General features: G+C 36.6%; 24 protein-coding genes. 10 read left to right on the top strand and 14 right to left on the bottom strand.

Features of this window, described 5'->3' with window-relative positions; all coding sequences use genetic code 11:
* From PMI13_RS03210 to PMI13_RS21750, 4 genes are all read left to right on the top strand, one after another.
* On the top strand, positions 1-432 hold a 432-nt coding region (locus PMI13_RS03210), incomplete at its 5' end, for a T9SS type A sorting domain-containing protein (RefSeq protein WP_007840644.1).
* Between the two features lie 225 nt (positions 433-657).
* Positions 658-1,674: a DUF1028 domain-containing protein gene (locus tag PMI13_RS03205; protein ID WP_007840642.1), complete on the top strand. Its 1,017-nt coding sequence runs from the start codon at positions 658-660 to the stop codon at positions 1,672-1,674.
* A gap of 140 nt (positions 1,675-1,814) precedes the next feature.
* Complete coding sequence (gene dnaK / locus PMI13_RS03200) at positions 1,815-3,713, top strand: molecular chaperone DnaK (RefSeq protein ID WP_007840640.1); 1,899 nt, start codon at positions 1,815-1,817, stop codon at positions 3,711-3,713.
* A gap of 350 nt (positions 3,714-4,063) precedes the next feature.
* On the top strand, positions 4,064-4,282 hold the full coding sequence (locus PMI13_RS21750; protein WP_394330328.1) for a helix-turn-helix domain-containing protein: 219 nt from the start codon (positions 4,064-4,066) through the stop codon (positions 4,280-4,282).
* Positions 4,283-4,531: 249 nt separating this feature from the next.
* Here PMI13_RS21750 and PMI13_RS03195 read toward each other — a convergent pair whose 3' ends face one another.
* The 5 genes from PMI13_RS03195 to PMI13_RS03180 all read right to left on the bottom strand — a co-directional run bounded on the left by PMI13_RS03195 (position 4,532) and on the right by PMI13_RS03180 (position 7,676).
* Entirely contained in the window at positions 4,532-5,347 is an 816-nt protein-coding gene (locus PMI13_RS03195) for a GLPGLI family protein (protein ID WP_007840637.1), read from the bottom strand.
* Between the two features lie 47 nt (positions 5,348-5,394).
* On the bottom strand, positions 5,395-5,568 hold the full coding sequence (locus PMI13_RS21825; protein ID WP_007840636.1) for a bacteriocin-like protein: 174 nt from the start codon (positions 5,566-5,568) through the stop codon (positions 5,395-5,397).
* Between the two features lie 436 nt (positions 5,569-6,004).
* Complete coding sequence (locus PMI13_RS03190) at positions 6,005-6,358, bottom strand: cupin domain-containing protein (protein WP_007840634.1); 354 nt, start codon at positions 6,356-6,358, stop codon at positions 6,005-6,007.
* A gap of 18 nt (positions 6,359-6,376) precedes the next feature.
* A complete protein-coding gene (locus PMI13_RS03185; protein ID WP_007840632.1) occupies positions 6,377-6,796 on the bottom strand; it encodes a MauE/DoxX family redox-associated membrane protein in 420 nt (139 codons plus the stop codon).
* Positions 6,797-6,887: 91 nt separating this feature from the next.
* Positions 6,888-7,676, bottom strand: a complete 789-nt coding sequence (locus PMI13_RS03180) for a helix-turn-helix domain-containing protein (protein WP_007840629.1) — start codon at positions 7,674-7,676, stop codon at positions 6,888-6,890.
* A 145-nt stretch (positions 7,677-7,821) separates the two neighbouring features.
* On the opposite strand from PMI13_RS03180, the gene PMI13_RS03175 reads away from it, so the two are divergent.
* Positions 7,822-8,340 carry a thioredoxin family protein gene (locus PMI13_RS03175; RefSeq protein ID WP_007840627.1) on the top strand — a complete coding sequence of 173 codons (519 nt, stop codon included), beginning with the start codon at positions 7,822-7,824 and terminating at the stop codon, positions 8,338-8,340.
* A gap of 63 nt (positions 8,341-8,403) precedes the next feature.
* Here the strand turns inward: PMI13_RS03175 and PMI13_RS03170 are convergent, their stop codons facing one another.
* The 4 genes from PMI13_RS03170 to PMI13_RS03160 all read right to left on the bottom strand — a co-directional run bounded on the left by PMI13_RS03170 (position 8,404) and on the right by PMI13_RS03160 (position 9,622).
* The gene (locus PMI13_RS03170; protein ID WP_007840624.1) at positions 8,404-8,802 is read right to left on the bottom strand and encodes a DUF7674 family protein; all 399 of its coding nucleotides are present in this window, start codon (positions 8,800-8,802) and stop codon (positions 8,404-8,406) included.
* 48 nt (positions 8,803-8,850) lie between these two features.
* A complete protein-coding gene (locus PMI13_RS21660; protein WP_007840622.1) occupies positions 8,851-8,982 on the bottom strand; it encodes a hypothetical protein in 132 nt (43 codons plus the stop codon).
* 117 nt (positions 8,983-9,099) lie between these two features.
* Positions 9,100-9,456 carry a DUF7674 family protein gene (locus PMI13_RS03165; RefSeq protein ID WP_007840620.1) on the bottom strand — a complete coding sequence of 119 codons (357 nt, stop codon included), beginning with the start codon at positions 9,454-9,456 and terminating at the stop codon, positions 9,100-9,102.
* Position 9,457: 1 nt separating this feature from the next.
* Positions 9,458-9,622, bottom strand: a complete 165-nt coding sequence (locus tag PMI13_RS03160; RefSeq protein ID WP_238536270.1) for a hypothetical protein — start codon at positions 9,620-9,622, stop codon at positions 9,458-9,460.
* A gap of 204 nt (positions 9,623-9,826) precedes the next feature.
* Here PMI13_RS03160 and PMI13_RS03155 point away from each other — a divergent pair, with 204 nt between their 5' ends.
* On the top strand, positions 9,827-10,840 hold the full coding sequence (locus PMI13_RS03155) for a nucleoid-associated protein (protein WP_007840616.1): 1,014 nt from the start codon (positions 9,827-9,829) through the stop codon (positions 10,838-10,840).
* 86 nt (positions 10,841-10,926) lie between these two features.
* On the top strand, positions 10,927-11,697 hold the full coding sequence (locus tag PMI13_RS03150) for a cyclase family protein (protein WP_007840614.1): 771 nt from the start codon (positions 10,927-10,929) through the stop codon (positions 11,695-11,697).
* Positions 11,698-11,762: 65 nt separating this feature from the next.
* Here PMI13_RS03150 and PMI13_RS03145 read toward each other — a convergent pair whose 3' ends face one another.
* From PMI13_RS03145 to PMI13_RS03125, 5 genes are read right to left on the bottom strand one after another with little or no spacing between them, the layout of a single operon-like run.
* Positions 11,763-12,512: a succinate dehydrogenase/fumarate reductase iron-sulfur subunit gene (locus PMI13_RS03145; RefSeq protein ID WP_007840613.1), complete on the bottom strand. Its 750-nt coding sequence runs from the start codon at positions 12,510-12,512 to the stop codon at positions 11,763-11,765.
* A gap of 11 nt (positions 12,513-12,523) precedes the next feature.
* Positions 12,524-14,440, bottom strand: coding sequence for a fumarate reductase/succinate dehydrogenase flavoprotein subunit (locus PMI13_RS03140; RefSeq protein WP_007840611.1), 1,917 nt, complete (start codon positions 14,438-14,440; stop codon positions 12,524-12,526).
* A gap of 12 nt (positions 14,441-14,452) precedes the next feature.
* Positions 14,453-15,109 carry a succinate dehydrogenase cytochrome b subunit gene (locus tag PMI13_RS03135; protein ID WP_007840610.1) on the bottom strand — a complete coding sequence of 219 codons (657 nt, stop codon included), beginning with the start codon at positions 15,107-15,109 and terminating at the stop codon, positions 14,453-14,455.
* 18 nt (positions 15,110-15,127) lie between these two features.
* Positions 15,128-16,558 carry an anion permease gene (locus tag PMI13_RS03130; RefSeq protein ID WP_007840608.1) on the bottom strand — a complete coding sequence of 477 codons (1,431 nt, stop codon included), beginning with the start codon at positions 16,556-16,558 and terminating at the stop codon, positions 15,128-15,130.
* 21 nt (positions 16,559-16,579) lie between these two features.
* A complete protein-coding gene (locus tag PMI13_RS03125) occupies positions 16,580-17,737 on the bottom strand; it encodes a porin (RefSeq protein ID WP_007840607.1) in 1,158 nt (385 codons plus the stop codon).
* Between the two features lie 474 nt (positions 17,738-18,211).
* On the opposite strand from PMI13_RS03125, the gene PMI13_RS03120 reads away from it, so the two are divergent.
* The 3 genes from PMI13_RS03120 to PMI13_RS03110 all read left to right on the top strand — a co-directional run bounded on the left by PMI13_RS03120 (position 18,212) and on the right by PMI13_RS03110 (position 22,035).
* On the top strand, positions 18,212-20,404 hold the full coding sequence (locus PMI13_RS03120; protein WP_007840605.1) for an ATP-binding protein: 2,193 nt from the start codon (positions 18,212-18,214) through the stop codon (positions 20,402-20,404).
* A 26-nt stretch (positions 20,405-20,430) separates the two neighbouring features.
* On the top strand, positions 20,431-20,982 hold the full coding sequence (locus tag PMI13_RS03115) for a biliverdin-producing heme oxygenase (protein WP_007840603.1): 552 nt from the start codon (positions 20,431-20,433) through the stop codon (positions 20,980-20,982).
* Positions 20,983-21,108: 126 nt separating this feature from the next.
* Positions 21,109-22,035 carry a malate dehydrogenase gene (locus PMI13_RS03110; RefSeq protein ID WP_007840601.1) on the top strand — a complete coding sequence of 309 codons (927 nt, stop codon included), beginning with the start codon at positions 21,109-21,111 and terminating at the stop codon, positions 22,033-22,035.
* The last annotated feature ends 79 nt before the right edge of the window (positions 22,036-22,114 follow it).

Raw genomic sequence — 22,114 nt, 5'->3', positions numbered from 1 at the left:
ACTTCTTCACTTTTTGCATTTCTGAAAGTTGCTAAACCTACAGATGCTTATGGATCACCCTCCTTACTTTTAAAAGTGAAAACCCATGATGATGATGGTGTGGAACCTATTGATTTATTGCAGACACAATTTAATAATTCCAGCGCCAGTTCTGCATGTGGTGGTACCTTAGCTGTAAACTCTGTTGATAAAGAGAATTATGCTGTAGATATTTATCCCAATCCATCTTCTGCAAATGTGAAAATTGTTCACAGCAGTAAGGTGAAAGAACTGTCATATGATATAAAAGATATGGCTGGAAATATTGTACAAAAAGGGAAGTTAAAGGAGAATATTTCAACAGTTAATATAAGGGATCTACTACCGGGAGTCTACTTTTTAATTCTCAATGACGGAAAAACGTCGGTTACAAAAAAGATAATTAAAGAATAAGATATTAAAGACAGAATGAATAAAGGCTTCACATATTGTAAGGTAATTCAGAAGATTTTTGCATTTATTTGAAATTAATTATTAAATAATATACTATTTGCTGATTTTTTTAACTAATTGATTAACAGTTGTGATTATTAGCCAGCTATTATTTGTCGTTTAAGAGATATGTATTGGTGAAAAACGAGAAAAACATACATTTTTAATTTTACTAAAAAACACAATATGAAAAAACTTTTATTAGGATTATTGCTTTTTACCCATTTATTATCTTATGCCCAGGATACATTTTCTATTGTTGCGGTAGATCCTGTAACGGGGGAAGTGGGAAGTGCAGGAGCTTCTTGTGTAGATTTATTTGGTTTATTTTCTACAGGTAGCGAAGCAGATGATATAGGTGATGTTATTCCGGGAAAAGGCGCAATTAATACTCAGGCATATTATAACACTACCAATCAGAATAATGCACGTACGAGATTGCTTGCGGGAGATAATGCCGCTCAGATAATCAATTGGCTGGTTAATAATGATGTTTATTCTGATCCACAAAAACGTCAATATGGTATTGCTGCTATCACTAATGGAATAGCGAATACAAAAGGATATACAGGTGCATCGACGGATGATTATAAAAATCATATTGAAGGACCAACATATGCTATTCAGGGAAATATTTTACTGGGAAAGAAAGTATTGGATTCTATGGAAGCAAGGTTTAAAAGACAACAGGGAAGCCTGGCATGTAAATTAATGGCAGCAATGCAGGGTGCAAAAATGGTAGGTGCAGACACCCGATGTGCTACAAACGGAACTTCTTCACTTTTTGCATTTCTGAAAGTTGCTAAACCTACAGATACTTATGGATCACCTTCTTTGCTTTTAAAAGTGAAAACCCATGACGGAGACGGTGTGGAACCTATTGATTTATTGCAGACACAATTTAATAATTCCAGCGCCAGTTCTGCATGTGGTGGTACCTTAGCTGTAAACTCTGTTGATAAAGAGAATTATGCTGTAGATATTTATCCCAATCCATCTTCTGCAAATGTGAAAATTGTTCACAGCAGTAAGGTGAAAGAACTGTCATATGATATAAAAGATATGGCTGGAAATATTGTACAAAAAGGGAAGTTAAAGGAGAATATTTCAACAGTTAATATAAGGGATCTACTACCGGGAGTCTACTTTTTAATTCTCAATGACGGAAAAACGTCGGTTACAAAAAAGATAATTAAAGAATAAGATATTAAAGACAGAATGAATAAAGCCTCACATATCGTGAGGTTTTTTTGTGTCAATTTGTCATAAAATTTCATCTGGTACAGATATTGAGAAATTGAGAGTGTAAATTAAATTTAAAAATTAGAAAAAATAAAAATATTATGAGTAAAATAATTGGAATTGACTTAGGTACAACCAACTCGTGTGTTGCTGTAATGGAGGGGAAAGACCCTGTTGTAATCCCTAATGCAGAAGGAAAAAGAACAACGCCTTCTATTGTAGCGTTTACAGAAGACGGAGAAAGAAAAGTAGGAGATCCTGCAAAAAGACAGGCTGTAACGAATCCAAAGAAAACAGTATACTCTATCAAAAGATTTATTGGAACTCATTTTAAAGATGATGCTAGTGAAATTTCAAGAGTACCTTACGAAGTGGTAAAAGGTCCGAATGACACTGTAAAAGTAAAAATCGACGATAGAGAATATACCCCACAGGAAATCTCTGCAATGACCCTTCAGAAAATGAAGAAAACTGCTGAAGATTATCTTGGACAGGAGGTAACAAGAGCGGTAATCACTGTTCCGGCATACTTTAACGATGCACAAAGACAAGCTACTAAAGAAGCCGGGGAAATTGCAGGCCTTAAAGTAGAAAGAATTATCAACGAGCCTACCGCTGCAGCATTAGCTTACGGTCTGGATAAAAATCATAAAGATCAGAAAATTGCTGTATATGATCTTGGTGGTGGTACTTTCGATATTTCTATCCTTGATCTGGGAGATGGTGTATTTGAAGTATTGTCTACAAACGGAGATACACACCTGGGAGGTGATGACTTTGATGATGTGATCATCAACTGGATGGCTGATGAGTTTAAAGCAGAAGAAGGTGTAGATTTAAAATCTGATGCCATCGCATTACAAAGATTGAAAGAAGCTGCTGAAAAAGCAAAAATCGAATTGTCTTCTTCTCCACAGACTGAGATCAACTTACCCTACATCACAGCTACAGCTACAGGTCCTAAACACTTGGTAAAAAGCTTAACAAAAGCTAAATTTGAGCAGTTAGCTGCAGACCTGGTAAGAAGATCTATGGAGCCTGTTGCAAAAGCTTTAAAAGATGCAGGATTATCAACTTCAGATATCGATGAAGTAATCCTGGTAGGAGGTTCTACAAGAATCCCGATCATTCAGGAAGAAGTAGAAAAATTCTTCGGTAAAAAACCGTCTAAAGGAGTAAACCCGGATGAGGTAGTAGCAATTGGTGCTGCAATCCAGGGAGGAGTTTTAACAGGTGATGTAAAAGATGTATTGCTTCTTGATGTTACCCCGCTTTCTTTAGGTATCGAAACAATGGGTTCTGTATTCACTAAATTAATTGAAGCCAATACGACAATCCCAACTAAAAAATCTGAGGTATTCTCTACAGCTTCTGATAACCAGCCGGCTGTAAGCATCAGAGTAGGACAGGGTGAAAGACCAATGTTTAACGATAACAAAGAAATCGGTAGATTCGACCTTGCAGATATTCCACCGGCACCAAGAGGAGTTCCCCAGATCGAAGTAACTTTCGATATTGATGCCAACGGTATCCTGAGTGTTTCTGCTAAAGATAAAGGAACAGGAAAAGAGCAGACGATCAAGATCCAGGCTTCTTCAGGTCTTTCTGATGACGAAATCGAAAGAATGAAAAAAGAAGCTCAGGAAAATGCTTCTGCCGATGCCAAGAAAAAAGAAGAAGTTGAAATCTTCAACAAAGCTGACGGATTGATCTTCCAGACTGAAAAACAGTTGAAAGAGTTTGGAGATAAACTTTCTGCTGATAAAAAAGCAGCAATCGAAGCAGCTCATGCAGAATTGAAAACAGCATTCGAAGCGAAAAACGGAGATGATGTAAAAGCTAAAACAGAAGCTTTAGATGCAGTCTGGATGGCCGCTTCAGAAGAATTGTATGCTGCAGGACAACAAGCTCAGGGCACTGATGCAGGTGCACAGAATCCTGGTGGAAATGCGGGTAGTGCTGATGATGTACAGGATGCTGACTTCGAAGAAGTAAAATAGGGATTGATTAATATCGATTAATAATAATTAATAAACCGCTGTAAATGTAATGTTTACAGCGGTTTTTATTTTCAATGATATTTTATTTGTAGTCGAATTTTGTTGTTTTTTATATAGTACCATATTTGTAACACGCACTAATTGGCGATAATGTGCACCTTATTATGTCTTATTCAATGCTTAAATTTAAATTAAATGGGCTTTAGTAAATTAAAAATACCTAAGATTTGTGAGTTTTGTGAAAAACCGTTTGAAGCAAAGATCATAACCACAAGGTTCTGTAGTAAAGTTTGTGCTGACAAATCTGGAAAGAAACAAAAGCAGCTGTAAAAGATAGCTGAGAAGAAACAATTAATTTAGAGAATTCTAAAAATAAAATTATTGAAATTCAAACACGTCCGTATATTTCAATTACGGAGGCAACTGTTCTTTTTGAAATTTCAAAAGATACGCTTAGAAGACTTATAAAGAATAATATATTACCAGCTCATAATTTTAGGCAGAGGTTAACAAGAATAACATTTAGAGAAAATGTTTACAGCAGTAGAAATATCGCAAGAAAATACTAAGCTGTAGTAGCCACGACTTTATCTGACAATTATTTTTTCGGTAGTGTCTCACTAACTTACACAGTTAGTGAGACACTACCGAAAAAAGTCCCAGATTATAAATCCAAGCCCTAACTTTTTTAACTTACACACTTCGTGGGATAGTGTCATTTTTAACCCCTAACTGTCAGATAAAGTCGTGGCTATTACATATTATACTAATTCTATTGGCTTTTTCTTTTATTATTTGATTGTAAATCCAGATATATTTCATTTTAATGTAATAAACTCAATTGGATTATTATCATGTATGCTACTTTCTTTTATTTGTGCATTTAAATCTTTCAAAAATTTTTGTTTTTCTTCATTACTTTTAAAAATTATTTCTCCGGTGAAAGCTTTGTTTCTATATCTTTCTAAAGGGCTTTCTTTAGATATTTTTTCATATTCATTTAAAGTAATTTGTTTTGCCTCTTTATAAGTGCTATCATTTAGAACAACATAATTAGATTTTTTTTTCTTTACAGATATAATTTCAAATAAATGTGTATTTGTTTTATCATGAATTTTCAGTATAAGTCCTGGTAAACCGTTAAATTTATATGGGCCATCAGAAATAGGAATTTCTGTAGTAAACCACGCGGTCCATTCTCTACCAGCAAAAATAGTTGTTGCTTTTTGAGCTATATACCCAAGTATAGTTTCTTTTTCATTAGAAATTTTCCAATTTATTTTCCTTTCATCTTTAACTTTTAAAACTGGGTTGGGCATATGATTAGGAGTATAATAATATACTATACTATTTCTATCTTTTTCTACTACATACTTTATTTTCATTGAAGTATCTGGAAATGACATTATTCCTTTATCTGACTTTGCTCTCATTGTTGAATCAGATATTATATGTTTTAATCCGGTAAAAACAGATTGCTTTTCTTTCTCATTAAAATCTAAAATCACAATTTCATCAGAGATATCATTTTTATTCAAAGTATCTGTAACAAACTTATAATGATAAGAGAATCTAATATCTTGAGCAAAATATATAGAAGGTAAAAGAAAGTAAAAGAGAAGTATATTTTTCATATTTTTAAAATAAAAAAGGGTTACTTTTAGGTAACCCTTTAATTAATTTAACATTTTTGTAAAGACGTTCCAGCATCAACACAAGTCAAATCATTAGAGTCCCCATAAACTGCGGTACTACATCCAGAAGAATTACAACAACACCATCTACCCGGCTCTATAAGTTTTCCACCATTAACGTTTCTCAACTCATTTCTTGAGATTTTTTTAAGATTTTTCATAATAAAATATTTTAAAATTGGGATTCAAATATAATAAAATAATTCAATTATAAGAGAATTATTTTATTATGTTAATTCTTCTTAACAAAAATGTAGATTTATTGTAAAGTATTGTGATTATCAATTATATTTACAGCATCTGCAATTAGTTAAACAAAAGCAACAGGAGATGTAAACTAATTATACTTTCAATGGATTGATATTGTAAGTATGCTTTTAGTAAAATGATAGATTTCTTCAATTCTGGAATATATATTCCTTGATTTGTAAATAGAAATTTTAGTATCATGTTTGTATCATTAATTTGTAATTTATTGACTTTTAATATTTTTTATTTTTGAAGAAGTAAAATAAATAGTAAGTAATCCTTACATTTGGTTATACAACCGCAGTAAAACATTGTTTTACTGCGGTTTTTTTTGTTAAAAAATGTACCTTAAAGAATTTCCACTTCTTCCGGTATCATAAAGAAAATCAGGCAGCCGTTTTCAGATTTTACGGAATGTTTGAAATTAGGTGGAGTATATAAATAATCTCCTTTTTTCAAATGTGCATCAGCAATGATCGCATCACCTTCCAGTATAAACAGCTCTTCGCCTGCAGGATGATTGTGGTAAGGGTAGCTTGCACCAGGCTCAAATTTTAAAAGGATGGTTGTTGAACGATTTTTTTCCGGGTCAAATTTTAAAGATTGTACGAAGATGCCTTCATAATGAATTCCCTTTTCAACTAAAGGCTGCCATTCTTTTTGTTCTGTTTTTACGATGTAATCGTTGATGTTTGTACTCATTGTAATATATTTTAATTGTTATTGATTTAAAAACTTTTCTAAAGTCCATTTGTAATCAGGGAAAGTACTTAGTAAATATGCTCCGGTACTGAATACAAAGACAGAATAATCCAGAGGTTCTTTTAATCCAAAAGAAATACTCATGGCAACTGCAAATAATAAGGTAAGAACGGAAGCGCAGAAAGCTGTTTTCCGTACTTGACAGCCGACAAGAAGTAAAAAACCGATCAATATTTCCGCAGCCGTTGATCCTATTGCAATAGCTGGTGCTGACGATTGGGGAAAAAAAGAATTGGTTTCAGCAGTATAGCTGACAAAATCTCTCCAGCCCGAAGACTGGGCTCCCCAAAGACCTAACCTGCTTGCTGTAGCTGATAAAAAACCTGAGGCTAATGTTATTCTTAAAAGAAAGACAGCGATATCTTGTTGGGTTTTCATACTTATACTATTAATGTGGTAATTATAAGTACAAAGTTCCGCGAAAGTTATGCCTTAAAGAATAGACAATTTAGTGAAAAGCATGTAATATTTAGCTTTTCACTGCCTTCTGATAGTCCTTCGGTGATTGCGAAGTATGCTTTTTAAAGAAGTTGGAAAAATAAAAAGGATCATTAAACCCAAGCTGGTAAGCGATTTCCTTTACAGAGAATTTTTCGTAAAGCAAAAGCCTTTTGGCCTCGGAGATAATAAGGCTATAGATCACATTTTGGGCAGTTTTATTGGTATGCAATTTTGAAGCTTCATTCAGTTTAGCCTCTGTGGTTGCCAGTAAATCAGCGAAACCGGATACAGGATAGTTGTTTTGAAAATTGGCGCGTACACTTTCCAGGAATTTTAAGAATAAGGCATCCGGTTTCCAGATCTCATCTCCGTTTGCCATTTTACTGCGGTTGATTTCTATTAATAATAATTCCACTAAAGAATGGGTAGAAACCAGATATTGATAAGGTTTTTCCCGGATTTCTTTTTCAATGAGATTCAGTGTTTCTGAAAAAAAAGCAGAATGATGAACAGTAATCATTTCATTCATTCCGAAATGGCAGAATAATCCATTGTGAAAAATAAGTTCAATATCATTATCACTTTTACAAAAAAAATCGAGTGTAAATTCAAGGGCAGTGAGCTCTCCCTCCACTGATCTTAGCTGATGAAACTGCCCCGAGGTAATCGTTACCACCTGGCTAGCCTTGAGAATAAAAATGTTTTCGTCAATCAGAATTTCAGCACGTCCGCTATTGCACCAGAACAGGGTGTATTTGATTACCCGTCTGGGTTCCGGATGTCCTGTCTGATTTGAATATTTTTTTATTTCAATCATCTTTTTGGTGCTTTAAAACTGAATTTTAATCTAAATTAAGAAGTACTGGAATTTACGTATATTTTGCTGAATTATAATAAACTGTTACAACTTCTTAATAAAATACTTAAATTCGTACCGTATAAAACCCTTAAACAGAATTCACATGAAATATTCTAAAATTATTATCATTGTTACCTTATTCTTATTCCAGCTTAATTTTGCACAGGAAAAAGCAGATGTTGTTTTAAATAAAGCTGTTACAGAAGCAAAAGCACAGAAGAAAAATATTCTTTTGGTTTTCCATGCTTCATGGTGCCAATGGTGTAAACTGATGGAAAAAAATATGAATCTTCCTGAAACCAAGCCTATTTTTGATAAATATTTTGTAACCACTTATCTGGATGTTCAGGAAAGAGGTGAGAAAAAAAATCTTGAAAATCCGGGCGGACAGGAAATGATGAATAAATTTAAAGGAGAAAAAGCGGGACTTCCTTTCTGGCTGATCCTGAATTCAAATGGCGATCCGCTGATGAATTCTTTTAATGAAAAAGGGGAGAATCTGGGATGTCCTTCAACACCGCAGGAAGTAGCTTCTTTCCTTGGTAAATTAGAGAAGAGTGCGAAATTTACCAATGAAGAACTTCAAGCTATTCAGAAGGTTTTTGTAAAAAAAGATAAATAAAAAAGTATAATATTTACCATAAAAAATATCCCGGACAACTGTCCGGGATATTTTGTCCCAATTTTAATTCCTGTTAAAGAATATTTTGTCCTGTTTCTGCTGTTCAAGATAGATTTCCTGGAACTGCAAAGGCATATACTGATAAATCATATTCCAGTGCTGACTTTTAGAATGTTTTTTAAAGCTTCCTAAAGACCGGATGAAAAGATTTTCGATCATTTCTTTCACGTAAGGATTTCCGTTCCGGTAAATCAGTTCCATCAGCTTCACATGATGGCCAATGATATTGATTCTTGATTCCTGTAAAAGATCTCTTAAATAATTGACGGTTGCCTGGATAATTCCTGCAAAATTATTCTGGGTAGACAACTGTGTAATTTCATTTCGGATGGGTGGATAGAAAAATTTTAAATAATCAATGGCTATTTTTTGATTAATAGTTTGCATTTGTTCGTTCTTCATAATTAATATTTTTCAAACATTTTTATTGCCGCGAAAACTGTACCAAACTTACAGGCAGGCCGCAAAAATAAATACGCCGATAATAACGGCAATATGAGTTGCCCATAGCTCAATATTGTGTCTGGAATTCAGTGTTTTCCATTGTTTCCAGTCAGATTGTTTTCTGATTTTTGTCTTCATAATAATGGTATTTTTGTAATGAAATAGTTTAAAAATGTAATAAAAAAAATAAGCTTATCTCTTCCTAACCTGTCTGATATGACGAAATGTTGATCATCAGCTTAAAAATATCGGACATTACATGCCATGCTGGTAAATCTGCTTAGAATATACCTTCTGCAGGTCCTGAGAAATATGACGGAAAATCGTTTTTTTGTATTCCTCATTGCAAAATGCGGTAAAACTGTCCAGAGAATAGATAAAAGTGCTTTCAACTGCATTCTTAAGCAAAGCATCTCCATTTTTATAAATGGCATTCATTTTTTTTATGCTTTTGATTAATAATACTTTTTCATTTTGACGGACCATGTTTTTAATATGATCTGTCAATGTCCGGATGACACTGAAAGAATTTTGTGTCTCGTGACCTCTCAATTCGTTTTGAATTTCAGGAATGCTCTTTGTGATTTCCCGAGCGGCTTGTAAATAATCCATATTAATTATCATTGTATTGAAGAATTTTAATGCATGCACCCAAAAGAAAAACCAACACAAAAGCCATGAAAAGCATGTGGTAAGGTTTTAGCCATTTTGGAGTTTTAGGTCCTCTGCTTTTTAATCTTCTCAGCTTATCGATTCTGTTTAAAGTCTTTAAGTCCATTTTTTTCTGTTTGAGAGTAATGATACCAATGGCGTTCCTTTGAATATTGGTTTTATTTAATGAATTGTAAATCATTTTGTTATGTGTTGTATTTGCATTTTTGGAAGGTGAAAAAGTGTTTCAAAATGATAAGGCTTTTATCAGAATGAAATGCTGTTTATTATTTGAGATAATTAATATCTTTGCAATCCATAAAAATCAAAAATGTTTTCAAAAATTATAGTACACAGGGTAGGTAACAAAATCAACGGTGAATCTTTAATTCTTTCTCAGGAAGAGCTGGAGCTGGATGAAGGGATGGCAGAATTGCTTGAAAATTATTTTCTGGGTTCTTTCAAATCTGAAGAAACGTTTCATTTTTACAGTGATTCCTATCTGGTCAATAATCCTGTTTACAGTTCCGTATCTGAAATTTTTGATGACAAAGCCAAATTTCTGTGGGAATCTGAAAATATAGCAAAGCACCTTTTTGAGGCTGCTGAGAATCCGAGAGTGCAGGGCGGAGAATTGTTTATCGTCTATTTTGAAGATGAAAGAGAAGGCTCTGAAAAGGTAGACAAAATAGGGATTTTTAAAACCGAGAAAAGGGAATCATTCTTAAAAATATTCCCTAAAAATGAAACCTTTGAACTTGAAAAAGATCAGGGGATCGGTCTGTCTAAAATTGATAAAGCTGCTCTGATTTACAATAATGATAAGGAAACCGGATATGTACTTTCCGTTGTGGATAACAACAAAAATGGGGATATGTATTACTGGTTTGAAGATTTCTTAAAGGTGAAACAGCGTGATGATGAATATTTCCACACCCAGGAGGCTTTGATGGTGTATAAGGATTATATCACTAAGCAGCTTCCGCAGGAGTTTGAAGTTTCAAAGGCAGACCAGGCAGATTTTTTAAACAAATCAATTAACTTCTTCAAAGAAAAGGAAGAGTTTAAATTGGATGAATTTGCCAGTGAAGTTTTGGGTGATGAGCACGTGATCGAAAGTTTTAATAATTTTAAAACAGATTACGAACAGGACATGCAGATTAATATTGCTGAAGAATTCCCTATCAGCGAAGCAGCAGTGAAAAAGACCCAACGACATTTTAAAAGCATCATCAAATTAGATAAGAATTTCCATATCTACATCCACGGAGACCGACAAATGATCGCGCAGGGGCAGGATGAAAAAGGAAAATATTATATGCTTTATTTTGATAAAGAAGTTTAATATAAGATATGTAAAAAGACGAAAAGGCTGATGAGCTAATTTGTCTTTTTTGCTTTTCGTCTCTTCGCATTTACTAAAAATATTCCATGCAAACAAAAATCATCGATCTATCAAAGCCTATTCAGTATAACACAGGAGATCCCTGGTTTATGAAGGTGAAAATTAAGCATAAATCTCACAAGAAATCACATTGGCTGATTCGTCTGGCCTTAGGACTTCCTTTAAAATTATTTCCTGAAAACTGGATCGGTTGGGCAGATGACAGCATCAAAAATATGGGGCTTCATGCAACTACCCATATTGATGCTCCATGGCATTATGGTCCTGTTGTAGAAGGAAAACCAGCTAAAACCATTGATCAGATTCCGCTGGAATGGTGCTATGGAAACGGGATTGTGATCGATTGTAGCCATAAAGAAGATTTTGTTGCCATAACAATTGATGATCTGAAAAAAGACCTTGATAAAAATGGAATTATAATACAGCCTGGAAATATCGTCCTGATAAGAACAGATCGGGATAAACTGATGGGAACTCCGGATTTTCCCAATAAAGGAACGGGAATGAGCCGGGAAGCCACAGAATGGCTGATTGACCAGGGAGTGAAGGTAATGGGAATTGACCAATGGGGTTGGGACCTTCCGTTAAAATTTATGGCAAAAAGAGCTAAGGAACTCAACGATCCGGAATATTTCTGGGAAGGCCACAGAGTAGGTATTGATAAAGAATATCTGCACATGGAGCAGCTTACCAATCTTGCTGCATTACCATCTTCCGGATTTAAAATTTGTGTATTTCCGTTAAAAATTGTGGGTGGATCTGCAGCTCCTGCGAGAGTTGTAGCTATTATTGAATAATTAAGCTCAAGAATAAAGAAATAAAGGCTAACCGGGAAAATGCTTGTTAGCCTTCTCTTTTTTAATTATTTCTTCCTGAAAAACAAAGCTCTGTTGTATTCATAATTCATCCTGGCTATATTCAGGACTGAAATTCCCTGCGGGCATTCGACTTCACAGGCTTCTGTATTGGAACAGTGCCCGAATAATTCGTGATCCATTTGTTTTACCATATTGAGAACCCGCTCACTTCTTTCTTCTTTCCCTTGTGGCAGCAATACCATATGGGTAATTTTAGCAGATGTAAATAGTGCGGCACTGGCATTTTTGCAGGTCGCCACACAGGCCCCACATCCGATGCATGCTGCAGAATCAAAAGCTTCCTCGGCAAGCTGATGGGTAATGGCAATAGCTGTGGCATCAGGAGCCTGGCCGGTATTGACGGAAACAAAACCTCCCGAAGAAATAATCCTGTCAAATGCTGAACGGTCTACTTTTAAATCTTTCTTCACAGGAAATGCTTCTGCCCTGAAAGGTTCTATCACCACCGTTTCACCATCTTTAAAAGAACGTAAATGAAGCTGGCAGGTTGTAGTGTGTTTCAGAGGTCCATGAGCAAGGCCGTTGATCATTATTCCGCATTGGCCACAAATTCCTTCCCGGCAATCATGATCGAATTCTACAGGCTCTTTACCTTCAGTGATGAGCTTTTCATTCAGAGTATCCAGCATTTCCAGAAAAGACATGTGCGGATTCAGTTCTTTCAGATTATAATCCACCAGTTTTCCTTCAGTCTGGCGGTCTTTCTGTCTCCATATTTTAAGATGTAAATCCATAACTTTTTGTTTTATTTGTAGCTTCTTACAGTTGGTTGTACTTCTTCAAAAATCAGTGGTTCTTTGATCAGTTCAGGTTCGTTGTTTTTGCCTGTCCATGCCCAGGCAGAAATGAATTGGTATTCTGAATCATTTCTCAGAGCTTCACCATCCTGTGTCTGAAACTCTTCACGGAAATGAGCTCCACAGGATTCGTTCCGTGTTAAAGCATCATAGCACATGAGCTCGCCGATCTCAAAATAATCGGCAACACGTCCGGCTTTTTCCAGTTCGGTATTCATCGTGTTTCCCTGTCCGGAAACCCTGACATCTCTGTAAAATTCCTGTTTGAGTTTTCTTATTTCTTCAATGGCATACTGTAAACCTTCTTTATTTCTTGCCAAGCCGCAATAATCATAAAGTAGTTTTCCTAATGTTTTATGAAAATAATCCACTGTTTTTGTCCCATTGGTGCGGATGAACCCTTCGATTTGTTTTTTGACGGCATCTTCTGCTTTTTCAAACTCAGGATCTTCCGGAGAGATTTTTCCGGTATGAATTTCATCAGACAGATAATTGGCAATCGTATAAGGGGCAATAAAATACCCGTCAACAGAAGCCTGAAGCAATGAATTGGCTCCCAGTCTGTTGGCTCCATGATCTGCAAAATTAGCTTCTCCTAATGCAAATAATCCCGGAATGGTGGTCATCAGTTCGTAATCTACCCACAAGCCACCCATTGAAAAGTGAGCGGAAGGAGAAATCATCATCGGTTCCTTATACGCATCATATCCGGTGATTTTTAAATACATATCAAATAAGTTTCCGTATTTCTCCCGGATTTTTTCTTTTCCCTGCTCTTTTATTGCTTTGGAAAAATCAAGGTAAACAGCATTTTTTAGCGGCCCGATTCCAAATCCGGCATCAATTCTTTCTTTCGCTGCCCGGGAAGAAATATCTCTCGGAGCTAAATTTCCAAAAGCAGGATATTTTCTTTCAAGATAATAATCCCGTTCATCTTCAGGAATATCATTAGCCTGCCTGGTTTCATTTTTTTTCAGGGGAACCCAGATCCTTCCGTCATTACGCAGTGATTCTGACATTAAGGTCAGTTTAGACTGATAGTCTCCGGATTGTGGCAGCGAAGTGGGGTGTACCTGAATCCAGCTTGGGGAAGCCATTAAAGCCCCTTTTTTATGAGCCCTCCAGATGGCAGAACCGTTACAGCCCATTGCTAATGTTGATAAATAATAGATTTTTCCGTAACCTCCGGTTGCTAAAACAACAGCGTGGGCTGTGTGTCTTTCTATTTCTCCGGTATCTAAATTGCGGACGATAATGCCTCTTGCTTTCCCGTTAATAACTACCAGATCAAGCATTTCATGTCTTGAAAATAATTGCACCGTTTTTTTACCTCCCTGCCGCATCAAAGCCTGATAAGCTCCCAAAAGCAATTGCTGTCCCGTCTGGCCTCTTGCATAAAATGTACGGCTTACCTGAACACCTCCAAAAGAACGGTTGTTTAGATAACCACCATATTCCCGTCCAAACGGGACACCCTGTGCAACGGCCTGATCGATGAGGTTTAAAGAACATTCAGCCATACGGTAGACATTCGCTTCCCGTGCTCTGAAATCTCCGCCTTTCAAGGTATCCACAAACATCCTGTAAACACTGTCACCGTCATTTTTATAATTTTTGGCAGCATTGACGCCACCTTGTGCAGCTACGGAATGGGCTCTCCTCGGGCTGTCCTGAAAACAAAAGGCTTTCACATTGTATCCCATTTCACCCAGTGACGCAGCAATGGAACTTCCCGCCAATCCGGTTCCGACTACAATAATATCCAGTTTTTTGCGGTTAGCAGGATTTACAAGTTTAGCTTTCTTTTTATAATTATTCCATTTTTGTTCCAATGGTCCCTCCGGTATTTTTGAATCTAAAATCATTGTCCATCAATTTTAATTAGCAGTAAAGAATACATAAATCGGCATTAAGGCAAAACCCACACTGATGATCACGGAATAAGCAATTCCAACAGTTTTAAACCATTTCACAAACTTCGGATGGTATGCTCCCAAAGTTCTGACTGCGCTATGAATACCATGAATAAGATGATAACACAATGCAGCCATTGACAGCACATAAACAATGACATACCACCATTCTTTGAACACTGCTACCACAAGGATATACAGATTCTTGTTTCCGTTTTCATCTATGGGCGGAGTTCCGAATTTATAGACATACCAGAAGTTTTGGAAATGAATCACCAGGAAAATCAAAATCAATGTTCCTAATATTCCCATATTACGGGAATACCACTTGCAGGCCCTGTTTCTTCTGTCAGATTGATAGTATCTGCCGGATCTTCTGTTTTTTATTGTAATGATAAGACCATCGACGGCATGTAGAACAATGCTTGCATATAAAACGTAAGAAACGACTTTAATCACAATGTTTCCCGACAGAAAGTGAGAATAGGCATTAAACTGTAAATGGGCCTGTTCCTGAGGAAGGAATAACTGGAGATTTCCCAGAAAGTGTATCAAAAGAAAAAAGCTCAGAAAAAGGCCTGTAAGGCACATCAGCATTTTCCGGGATAGGGTAGACAGCATAATTTTTGTCTTTATGGGTTAATAATATCCTAAAATTTTCATCCAGAGCCCACCTGCAACCATATAAATAATCAGTAGGACAATTCCTATTTCAAGGCCTCTCAGCCACCAGGCTTTCAGGTCTACATATCCGCTTCCGAAGAATACCGGAGCCGGGCCGTGGCCATAGTGGGTCAGAACTCCATAAATAGATCCTAAGAACCCAAGCATCATGGCGAGTAGCATTGGAGGAATTCCTACTGCGACCCCAACTCCCAGTAATGCAGCATACATTGCGGCAACGTGAGCTGTGGCACTTGCAAAAATATAATGGCTGAAAAAATAGACGAGAATAATAACAGGGAAGGCCAGTGTCCAGGTCATTCCACCGATTTTCATTTTGATTAAATTACTGAACCAGCCGATAAATCCAAGCTCATTGAGGGAACTTGCCATCATCACCAACACGGCGAACCAAACAATGGTGTCCCAGGCTCCCTTTTCAGCTTTTACATCTTCCCAGGTTAAAACGGATGTTAACAAAAGCAGGGTTAATCCGATGAAAGCAGTAGTTGTGGCATCAACAGAAAGCGCTCCACCGAATATCCAAAGGGCTAATAAAATGAAAAATGCCAGCAGCATCAGCCATTCGTTTTTTGAGATAGGTCCCATTTCTTTAAGTTTCTGGGCGGCCATTTTCGGGGCATCCCCTGTTTTTTTCAGTTCGGGCGGATACAGTCTATATAAAACCAGAGGAACGACAAAAAAAGCAACAAGGCCCGGAAGAAAACCTGCTGCAGCCCATGACATCCAGGTAATATTGATTCCGAGGTTAGCTGCGAATTTCTGACACATAGGATTACTTGCCGTACCGGTTAAAAACATAGAGGAGGCAATTAAGTTCATATAATAACTGTTCAAGGTTAAAAATGAGCCCAGCTTTCTATGGGTTTCGGGCTTATCCGGAACAGAATCAAAACTGATCGCCATTGATTTCATAATCGGATAAATAATTCCGCCCCCTCTTGCCGTATTACTTGGAATAGCGGGAGCAAGACAAACGTCTGCCAATCCAAGGCCGTAAGCCAACCCTAAAGAACTTTTACCGAAAATCCTGATAAATAAAAAGGCAATCCGGTTTCCTAATCCGGTTTTAATAAAGCCCCTGGCAATAAAGAAAGAAATTCCGATCAGCCAGATTACCTTATCACCAAAACCGGAAAGCGCTTTGGTAATCGATTTTCCTGCATCTCCCGGAGCGACAACCTGGGTAAGCGCCGTAAATCCGATGGCCATCATACACATCGTTCCCATAGGTGCTGCTTTAAGAATGATTCCTAAAATCGTCGCTGCAAAAATGGCAAATAAATGCCAGGCATCGGGAGTAACCCCTTCTGGTACAGGAATAAACCATATAATAAGCGCAACGGCAAAGGTTATCGCTATATTTCTAATATTAATTTCTTTCATGATATTAAATGTATTTTTGGGTTAAAATCTGCTCTGCACCTGGATAATAAACAGATTATTATTGTATTGACTGGTGTTTGCAACCTGGTATTTGTAACGGTCAAGTTGTACTCCAAGCTGGATTCTGGCACCGTAATTTTTCAGGAACTCCAAACCGAACATGGGAGTAATGGTTTGTCTCGGATTTGAGTTTATCCTGAAATTGGTATCAAGATATTCATAGCGGCAGGAAAGTTCGAAGGCACTCAGGTTTCTGTGGTTGATTTCATATCTCAGATTCGGAAGGAGATAAACCCCACGGATCAAGTAGGCATCCGGGTTAGAAGATCGCAATTCAGGATCGACAGCATTATATAATACATGATTGGTCGCCTGTTTGGCTTCCAGCTGCATATCAAGGCTCCATTTGGGATCAAAATTAACGAGTGCGCTGAGGTCAATACCCAAAGCATACACTTTTTTCCCGAAAACTTCACCAATTCCGCCATTTAATCCTACATTAAAATTATATTTTGAAGCTAAACCAAATACCAGTCTTGTGGAGTATTGCTTTCCATTGTCGTTATCATTGACCTGGTTTTTCCCGTTCCCGTTTACAACAGAAACAGCATATTGAAATGGTACCTCACCCAATTGTAGCTGTCCTGTTGCGGAAAGCCCGATCTGAAAACTCGTCCAGCCCAGTTTTCCAAATTCGGTGTACTGATTGGACCAGTCCAGGGATTTGATGATGTCAATAGGATAGGTTTCTTCAATCCCGAACCATGGACGGAACTGTCCCGCTGTAAAAGCCAGTTTAGGGTTGAAAGTATATTTCAGGTAAGCGTTTTCTAGAACCCTGCTTTTAGGATCATTTTTAAAATCGGCAAGGTTGGCCAGAACCACTACTTCCGTACGTTTACTGATCTGTGCACGAACCTGAACCCGCATATATTTAATCATGAAATTATTATCTGTTCCTGATCCGTCTGCATGATGAAGGCCGTTTACATCTACATCTTTGGTCATGCCTGTCAGATATCGGGCCTGAAAAAGGCCTTTGATCTGGAGAGCAGGATATTTTACATTATCCTCTGCCTGTTGGTTGGGTATTGAATCTTTTACCTGTGCACTAGCTGATATGCAGAATAGCATACAATAAAACAGCAGGTTTCTTTTTTTTGTTGGGAAAAGAGCCATAACGTCTGTATTTAATTGCTGGTTTCATAAGGGTTCCATAACCTTATGGAAAGGATCAGTGTAAAGAAAATTAACGGGAACTTTTTCATAGTGATAATTATTTGAGTGTGAATGAAATGAATTGTGAAAAAATGATTGAGAAATATGTAAAATTTTAATTATTTTCATTATTTAGTGATATAAATTTAATAAATTTTGTTTAATTAACAGAATTAATTTAAATATTAATATATGATTCATGCTAATAATCATATTGGGTGATTATCATGCTTATTTTTGCAATTTTTTTTGTATATTATTAGATAATTTCTTATTGTGGTTGGTTTTTAAGGCGTTGAATGATAGGAAGTTGTTTTTAAAGTATTTTAATAGAGACAATGACTGAATAAATAATATCCGGCCCTTAAGGGAATCGGCGCTGCAAATACTACACCTTTAAAAAATTCGTTATATTTGATAGATTTTTAGAATATTATGAATTTTGTAGATTGTCATGAGGAACCCATCCATATCCCTGGGTATATACAAAGTTTTGGATACCTGATTGGCATTGACGCAGCATCTCATTCCATTGCTTTTTTCAGTGAAAACATCACGGATATATTTGCTATCGAAAACAGAGAACAGCTTTTCGATAAAAAGGTGAGCGACTTTACTGCAAGTTTTCAGAGTATTATTGATTCAGACATTTATACTTCTTTAGATAAATTCACCAAAAGAGAAAACGAAACTCATTTTGATAAAATTTTTATCGGTGAAAAAGAATATCATTTCTCTGTTTTCCGTAATCAAAATTATATTTTCCTTGAATTTGAAGAGGTTCTGGAAAATCCTAATAAAAGAATTTCGAATAAATATGATAATTTCTATATTGTAGAAGATGCACAGGAAATCTGGGACCAGCTTCTGAATACACTTTCCAAAATAGTGAATTATGACCGGATGATGGTCTATAAATTTATGAAGGATGGCTCAGGAAAAGTGATTGCGGAAAAAAGAAAAGAGAATATGGAAAGTTTCCTTGGGCTGCATTATCCGGAATCTGATATTCCGAGGCAGGCAAGGGCGCTTTATTTAAAAAAGCGAAAAAGAATTTTCAGTGATGTATACGCTGAGACTGTTCCTATTTTAAGTAAAACCAAAGAAAATATTGACCTTACATTCACCGCCTCAAGAGGAATGTCACCTATTCACGGGCAGTATATTAAAAATTCAGGGGCATCTTCCAGTTTCAGTGTTTCAATTATTCTGGATGATCATCTTTGGGGTCTTGTTACCTGCCAGAATGCAGAGGTTAAACATATTGATCTTGAAGACAGGGTACAGGCGGGAATCTTTACAGCCTTGGCCTCCAATGCCTATTCTTCTTTTAAATCGAAAAAAGAACTGGAATACAGGCTGGATCTCAATAAAAAATCCTCGCAGCTAAAATCGGAATTTCTAAAGCATAACAGTCTGTTTGATTCATTGGTTGAAAGCAAAACAGAGATTAAGAACCTTCCGGAAGCGGATGGGCTTGCAATTATTTCGGATGATCAGATGGTTACGGAAGGGATTACTCCTAAAAATGAGGCCATTGATCAAATTGTTCAATGGGGCCTTCTGAATACGGAGGAAAGCATTTATATCAACCGGAGCTTCCTGAAAGAGTATGGACGTGATTTCGGGCTGAATGAAGATACTGCAGGAGTTATTATTTATTTTATTGAAAGGAGCAAAAAGGAAATGCTGATCTGGTTCCGTAAAGAATTTGATGAGCATATCAGCTGGGCAGGAAATCCGGAGAAAAAAATCGGAGTGTTTTCTCAAAACGGAAAGGAAAAGCTGATTGTTTCTCCGAGAACATCTTTTGAAACTTTTACAGAGAATATTAAAGGCCATTCCAAAAGATGGGATTTCAGAAATGTAAGTGCGGTGCAGGCGATCAGGGATGTGATTCTGGAAACTTCACATAAACAGTACAATACCATCAAGCAGCTGAATGACCAGCTTAAAAAAGTAAATGAAGAGCTGGACAGTTTTTCTTATACCATTTCCCATGATTTGGGAACTCCTTTAACGGTGATGAAACTGAATGCACAGATGCTTTTGAAAAGCCTTACAGACGGTTCTGAAAAAAGTAAAACAAAAATCAACGCCATTATAGAAGAAATTGACGGAATGGCTGAAATGATGCATGATGTGCTGCAGCTGAGCCGTGCAAAGCATAGCGAAATTCAATTGGAAAGACTTCCTACTATTTATATTATTCAAAAGATTTCTGAAAATGCCAAGGTAACCTTTAACAGCCCGCAGAGTGAGATCATTATTAAGGACTGCCCGGAAGTTTTAGCTGATAAAACGATGCTGCACCAAGTATTTTTAAATATCATCAATAATGCAGTGAAATATTCTTCCCATAAAGAGCAGCCTAAGGTTGAAATTGAAGGTACGGAAGACGGACAGACCATTATCTACAGAATTTCGGATAACGGAATCGGGATTCCTGAAGAAGAAAAGCACAGGATGTTTAAAATTTTCAACAGGATGGATAATGCGAAAAAATTTAAAGGAAATGGGGTGGGTCTTTCAATTGTTCACCGTATTATGAAACGAATCGGAGGAAATGTTGACTATGAAAGCAATAAAGATGGGACTTCCTTCATTTTAACGTTTAAAAAGCCTTAAATTTGGGGAACTTTTAAACTCTTATTATGGTATCGGAATATCTTAAACAAAATACAGCTGAATTTCATGATGCTGCAGAGAAGCTTTTCAATGCTGAAAAAATTTTTAATAAGACTTTCACCCTGGAAGATTATAAAAAAATCATCAGCACGAATTATCTGATGCTTCTGCATTCCGAAGATAAAATCTTTAACAGGCTTTCCGGAAAATTTGCTGAAAAGCTTCAGTTGGATCAAAGAAAAAAGCTTGCCCTTATCGAGAAGGATCGTGAAAGTTTATCAATAGAAAACCAGACGGCTTCCCATCCGCTTGAGATCAATAACGAGCATGAGGCACTGGGAATGATGTATGTGATCGAAGGCTCTACTTTAGGAGGAAATGTGATTGCCAAACAGCTTTCCAAAACGGAAGGTTTTGATGAGGTTACCTTTAATTTCTTCGGATGCTATCAGGAAAACACAGGCCTGATGTGGAAAAATTTCAAAGAAGTTCTGGATGCTGCCGTTACTGAAGAGAATTACAGCGAAGTATTATCGGGGGCTAAAAAGCTGTATACGTTTTTACTGAACGTTAACTGATCCGCATGATATCTTACATTCTTAATTTAATTCCCTAAAAATTGCTCAACTTTTCAGGAATTGTTAAATTTGGGAGTCAAAATTAAGACTTAACTGAAAAAATAAATAATTTAAAAAGTATACATTATGAAAGTAACCGTAGTAGGTGCAGGCGCTGTAGGTGCAAGTTGTGCAGAATACATTGCTATGAAAAACTTCTGTTCAGAAGTGGTTTTAGTAGATATTAAAGAAGGTTTTGCTGAAGGTAAGGCAATGGATTTGATGCAGACCGCATCACTTAACGGTTTTGATACCAAAATTACCGGAACTACAGGAGACTATAGCAAAACTGCAGGTTCTCATGTAGCGGTGATCACTTCAGGAATTCCAAGAAAACCGGGAATGACGAGGGAAGAATTAATCGGCATCAATGCAGGAATCGTAAAAGACGTTACTGAAAATTTAGTAAAGCATTCTCCTGACGTTATCATTATCGTGGTTTCTAACCCTATGGATACTATGGCTTATCTGGTGCACAAAACTTCAGGCCTTCCGAAAAACAAAATCATCGGAATGGGTGGAGCCCTTGACTCTGCAAGATTCAAGTACAGATTGGCTGAAGCTTTAGAAAGCCCTATTTCTGATGTTGACGGGATGGTAATCGCTGCTCACAGTGATACAGGAATGCTTCCATTATTGAGTAAAGCAACAAGAAACGGAGTTCCTGTAACTGAATTCTTAGACGAGGAAAAACAAAAATACGTAATCGAAGAAACTAAAGTAGGTGGTGCTACCTTAACTAAATTATTAGGGACTTCGGCTTGGTATGCACCAGGTGCAGCAGTTTCTGTAATGGTTCAGGCTATCGCTTGCGATCAGAAAAAAATGATCCCTTGTTCTTTAATGCTTGATGGTGAATACGGAGAAAGTGATATCTGTCTTGGTGTTCCTGCCATCATCGGAGCCAACGGGGTAGAAAAAATTGTAAATATTTCTTTAACTGCAGAAGAGCAGGCTAAATTTGCTGAAGCTGCAAAAGCGGTAAGAGAAGTAAACGGAGATCTGAAGTTTTAATCTTATCAGACTTTATATATAGGAAAAGAGGCTGTCTCAAAAGTGAGACAGTCTTTTTTTTATGCTCAAAAAGAAAGGA

The organism is Chryseobacterium populi (assembly GCF_000282115.1).
Lineage (GTDB): Bacteria > Bacteroidota > Bacteroidia > Flavobacteriales > Weeksellaceae > Chryseobacterium > Chryseobacterium populi.
Note: the sequence above shows the minus strand (reverse complement) of the source record. Positions and strands in the feature narration are given on the sequence as shown.

Coding starts and splice junctions, on each gene's coding strand:
- PMI13_RS03140 (WP_007840611.1), bottom strand. CDS start 14,440: ATGATTTTAGATTCAAAAATACCGGAGGGACCATTGGAACAAAAATGG.
- PMI13_RS03180 (WP_007840629.1), bottom strand. CDS start 7,676: ATGATTGAAATAAAAAAATATTCAAATCAGACAGGACATCCGGAACCC.
- PMI13_RS03110 (WP_007840601.1), top strand. CDS start 21,109: ATGAAAGTAACCGTAGTAGGTGCAGGCGCTGTAGGTGCAAGTTGTGCA.
- PMI13_RS03130 (WP_007840608.1), bottom strand. CDS start 16,558: ATGAAAGAAATTAATATTAGAAATATAGCGATAACCTTTGCCGTTGCG.
- PMI13_RS03175 (WP_007840627.1), top strand. CDS start 7,822: ATGAAATATTCTAAAATTATTATCATTGTTACCTTATTCTTATTCCAG.
- PMI13_RS03160 (WP_238536270.1), bottom strand. CDS start 9,622: ATGGACTTAAAGACTTTAAACAGAATCGATAAGCTGAGAAGATTAAAA.
- PMI13_RS03195 (WP_007840637.1), bottom strand. CDS start 5,347: ATGAAAAATATACTTCTCTTTTACTTTCTTTTACCTTCTATATATTTT.
- PMI13_RS03190 (WP_007840634.1), bottom strand. CDS start 6,358: ATGAGTACAAACATCAACGATTACATCGTAAAAACAGAACAAAAAGAA.
- PMI13_RS03155 (WP_007840616.1), top strand. CDS start 9,827: ATGTTTTCAAAAATTATAGTACACAGGGTAGGTAACAAAATCAACGGT.
- PMI13_RS03150 (WP_007840614.1), top strand. CDS start 10,927: ATGCAAACAAAAATCATCGATCTATCAAAGCCTATTCAGTATAACACA.
- PMI13_RS03120 (WP_007840605.1), top strand. CDS start 18,212: ATGAATTTTGTAGATTGTCATGAGGAACCCATCCATATCCCTGGGTAT.
- PMI13_RS21825 (WP_007840636.1), bottom strand. CDS start 5,568: ATGAAAAATCTTAAAAAAATCTCAAGAAATGAGTTGAGAAACGTTAAT.
- PMI13_RS03115 (WP_007840603.1), top strand. CDS start 20,431: ATGGTATCGGAATATCTTAAACAAAATACAGCTGAATTTCATGATGCT.
- PMI13_RS03135 (WP_007840610.1), bottom strand. CDS start 15,109: ATGCTGTCTACCCTATCCCGGAAAATGCTGATGTGCCTTACAGGCCTT.
- PMI13_RS03170 (WP_007840624.1), bottom strand. CDS start 8,802: ATGAAGAACGAACAAATGCAAACTATTAATCAAAAAATAGCCATTGAT.
- PMI13_RS03185 (WP_007840632.1), bottom strand. CDS start 6,796: ATGAAAACCCAACAAGATATCGCTGTCTTTCTTTTAAGAATAACATTA.
- PMI13_RS03165 (WP_007840620.1), bottom strand. CDS start 9,456: ATGGATTATTTACAAGCCGCTCGGGAAATCACAAAGAGCATTCCTGAA.
- PMI13_RS03145 (WP_007840613.1), bottom strand. CDS start 12,512: ATGGATTTACATCTTAAAATATGGAGACAGAAAGACCGCCAGACTGAA.
- dnaK (WP_007840640.1), top strand. CDS start 1,815: ATGAGTAAAATAATTGGAATTGACTTAGGTACAACCAACTCGTGTGTT.
- PMI13_RS21660 (WP_007840622.1), bottom strand. CDS start 8,982: ATGAAGACAAAAATCAGAAAACAATCTGACTGGAAACAATGGAAAACA.
- PMI13_RS03125 (WP_007840607.1), bottom strand. CDS start 17,737: ATGGCTCTTTTCCCAACAAAAAAAAGAAACCTGCTGTTTTATTGTATG.
- PMI13_RS03205 (WP_007840642.1), top strand. CDS start 658: ATGAAAAAACTTTTATTAGGATTATTGCTTTTTACCCATTTATTATCT.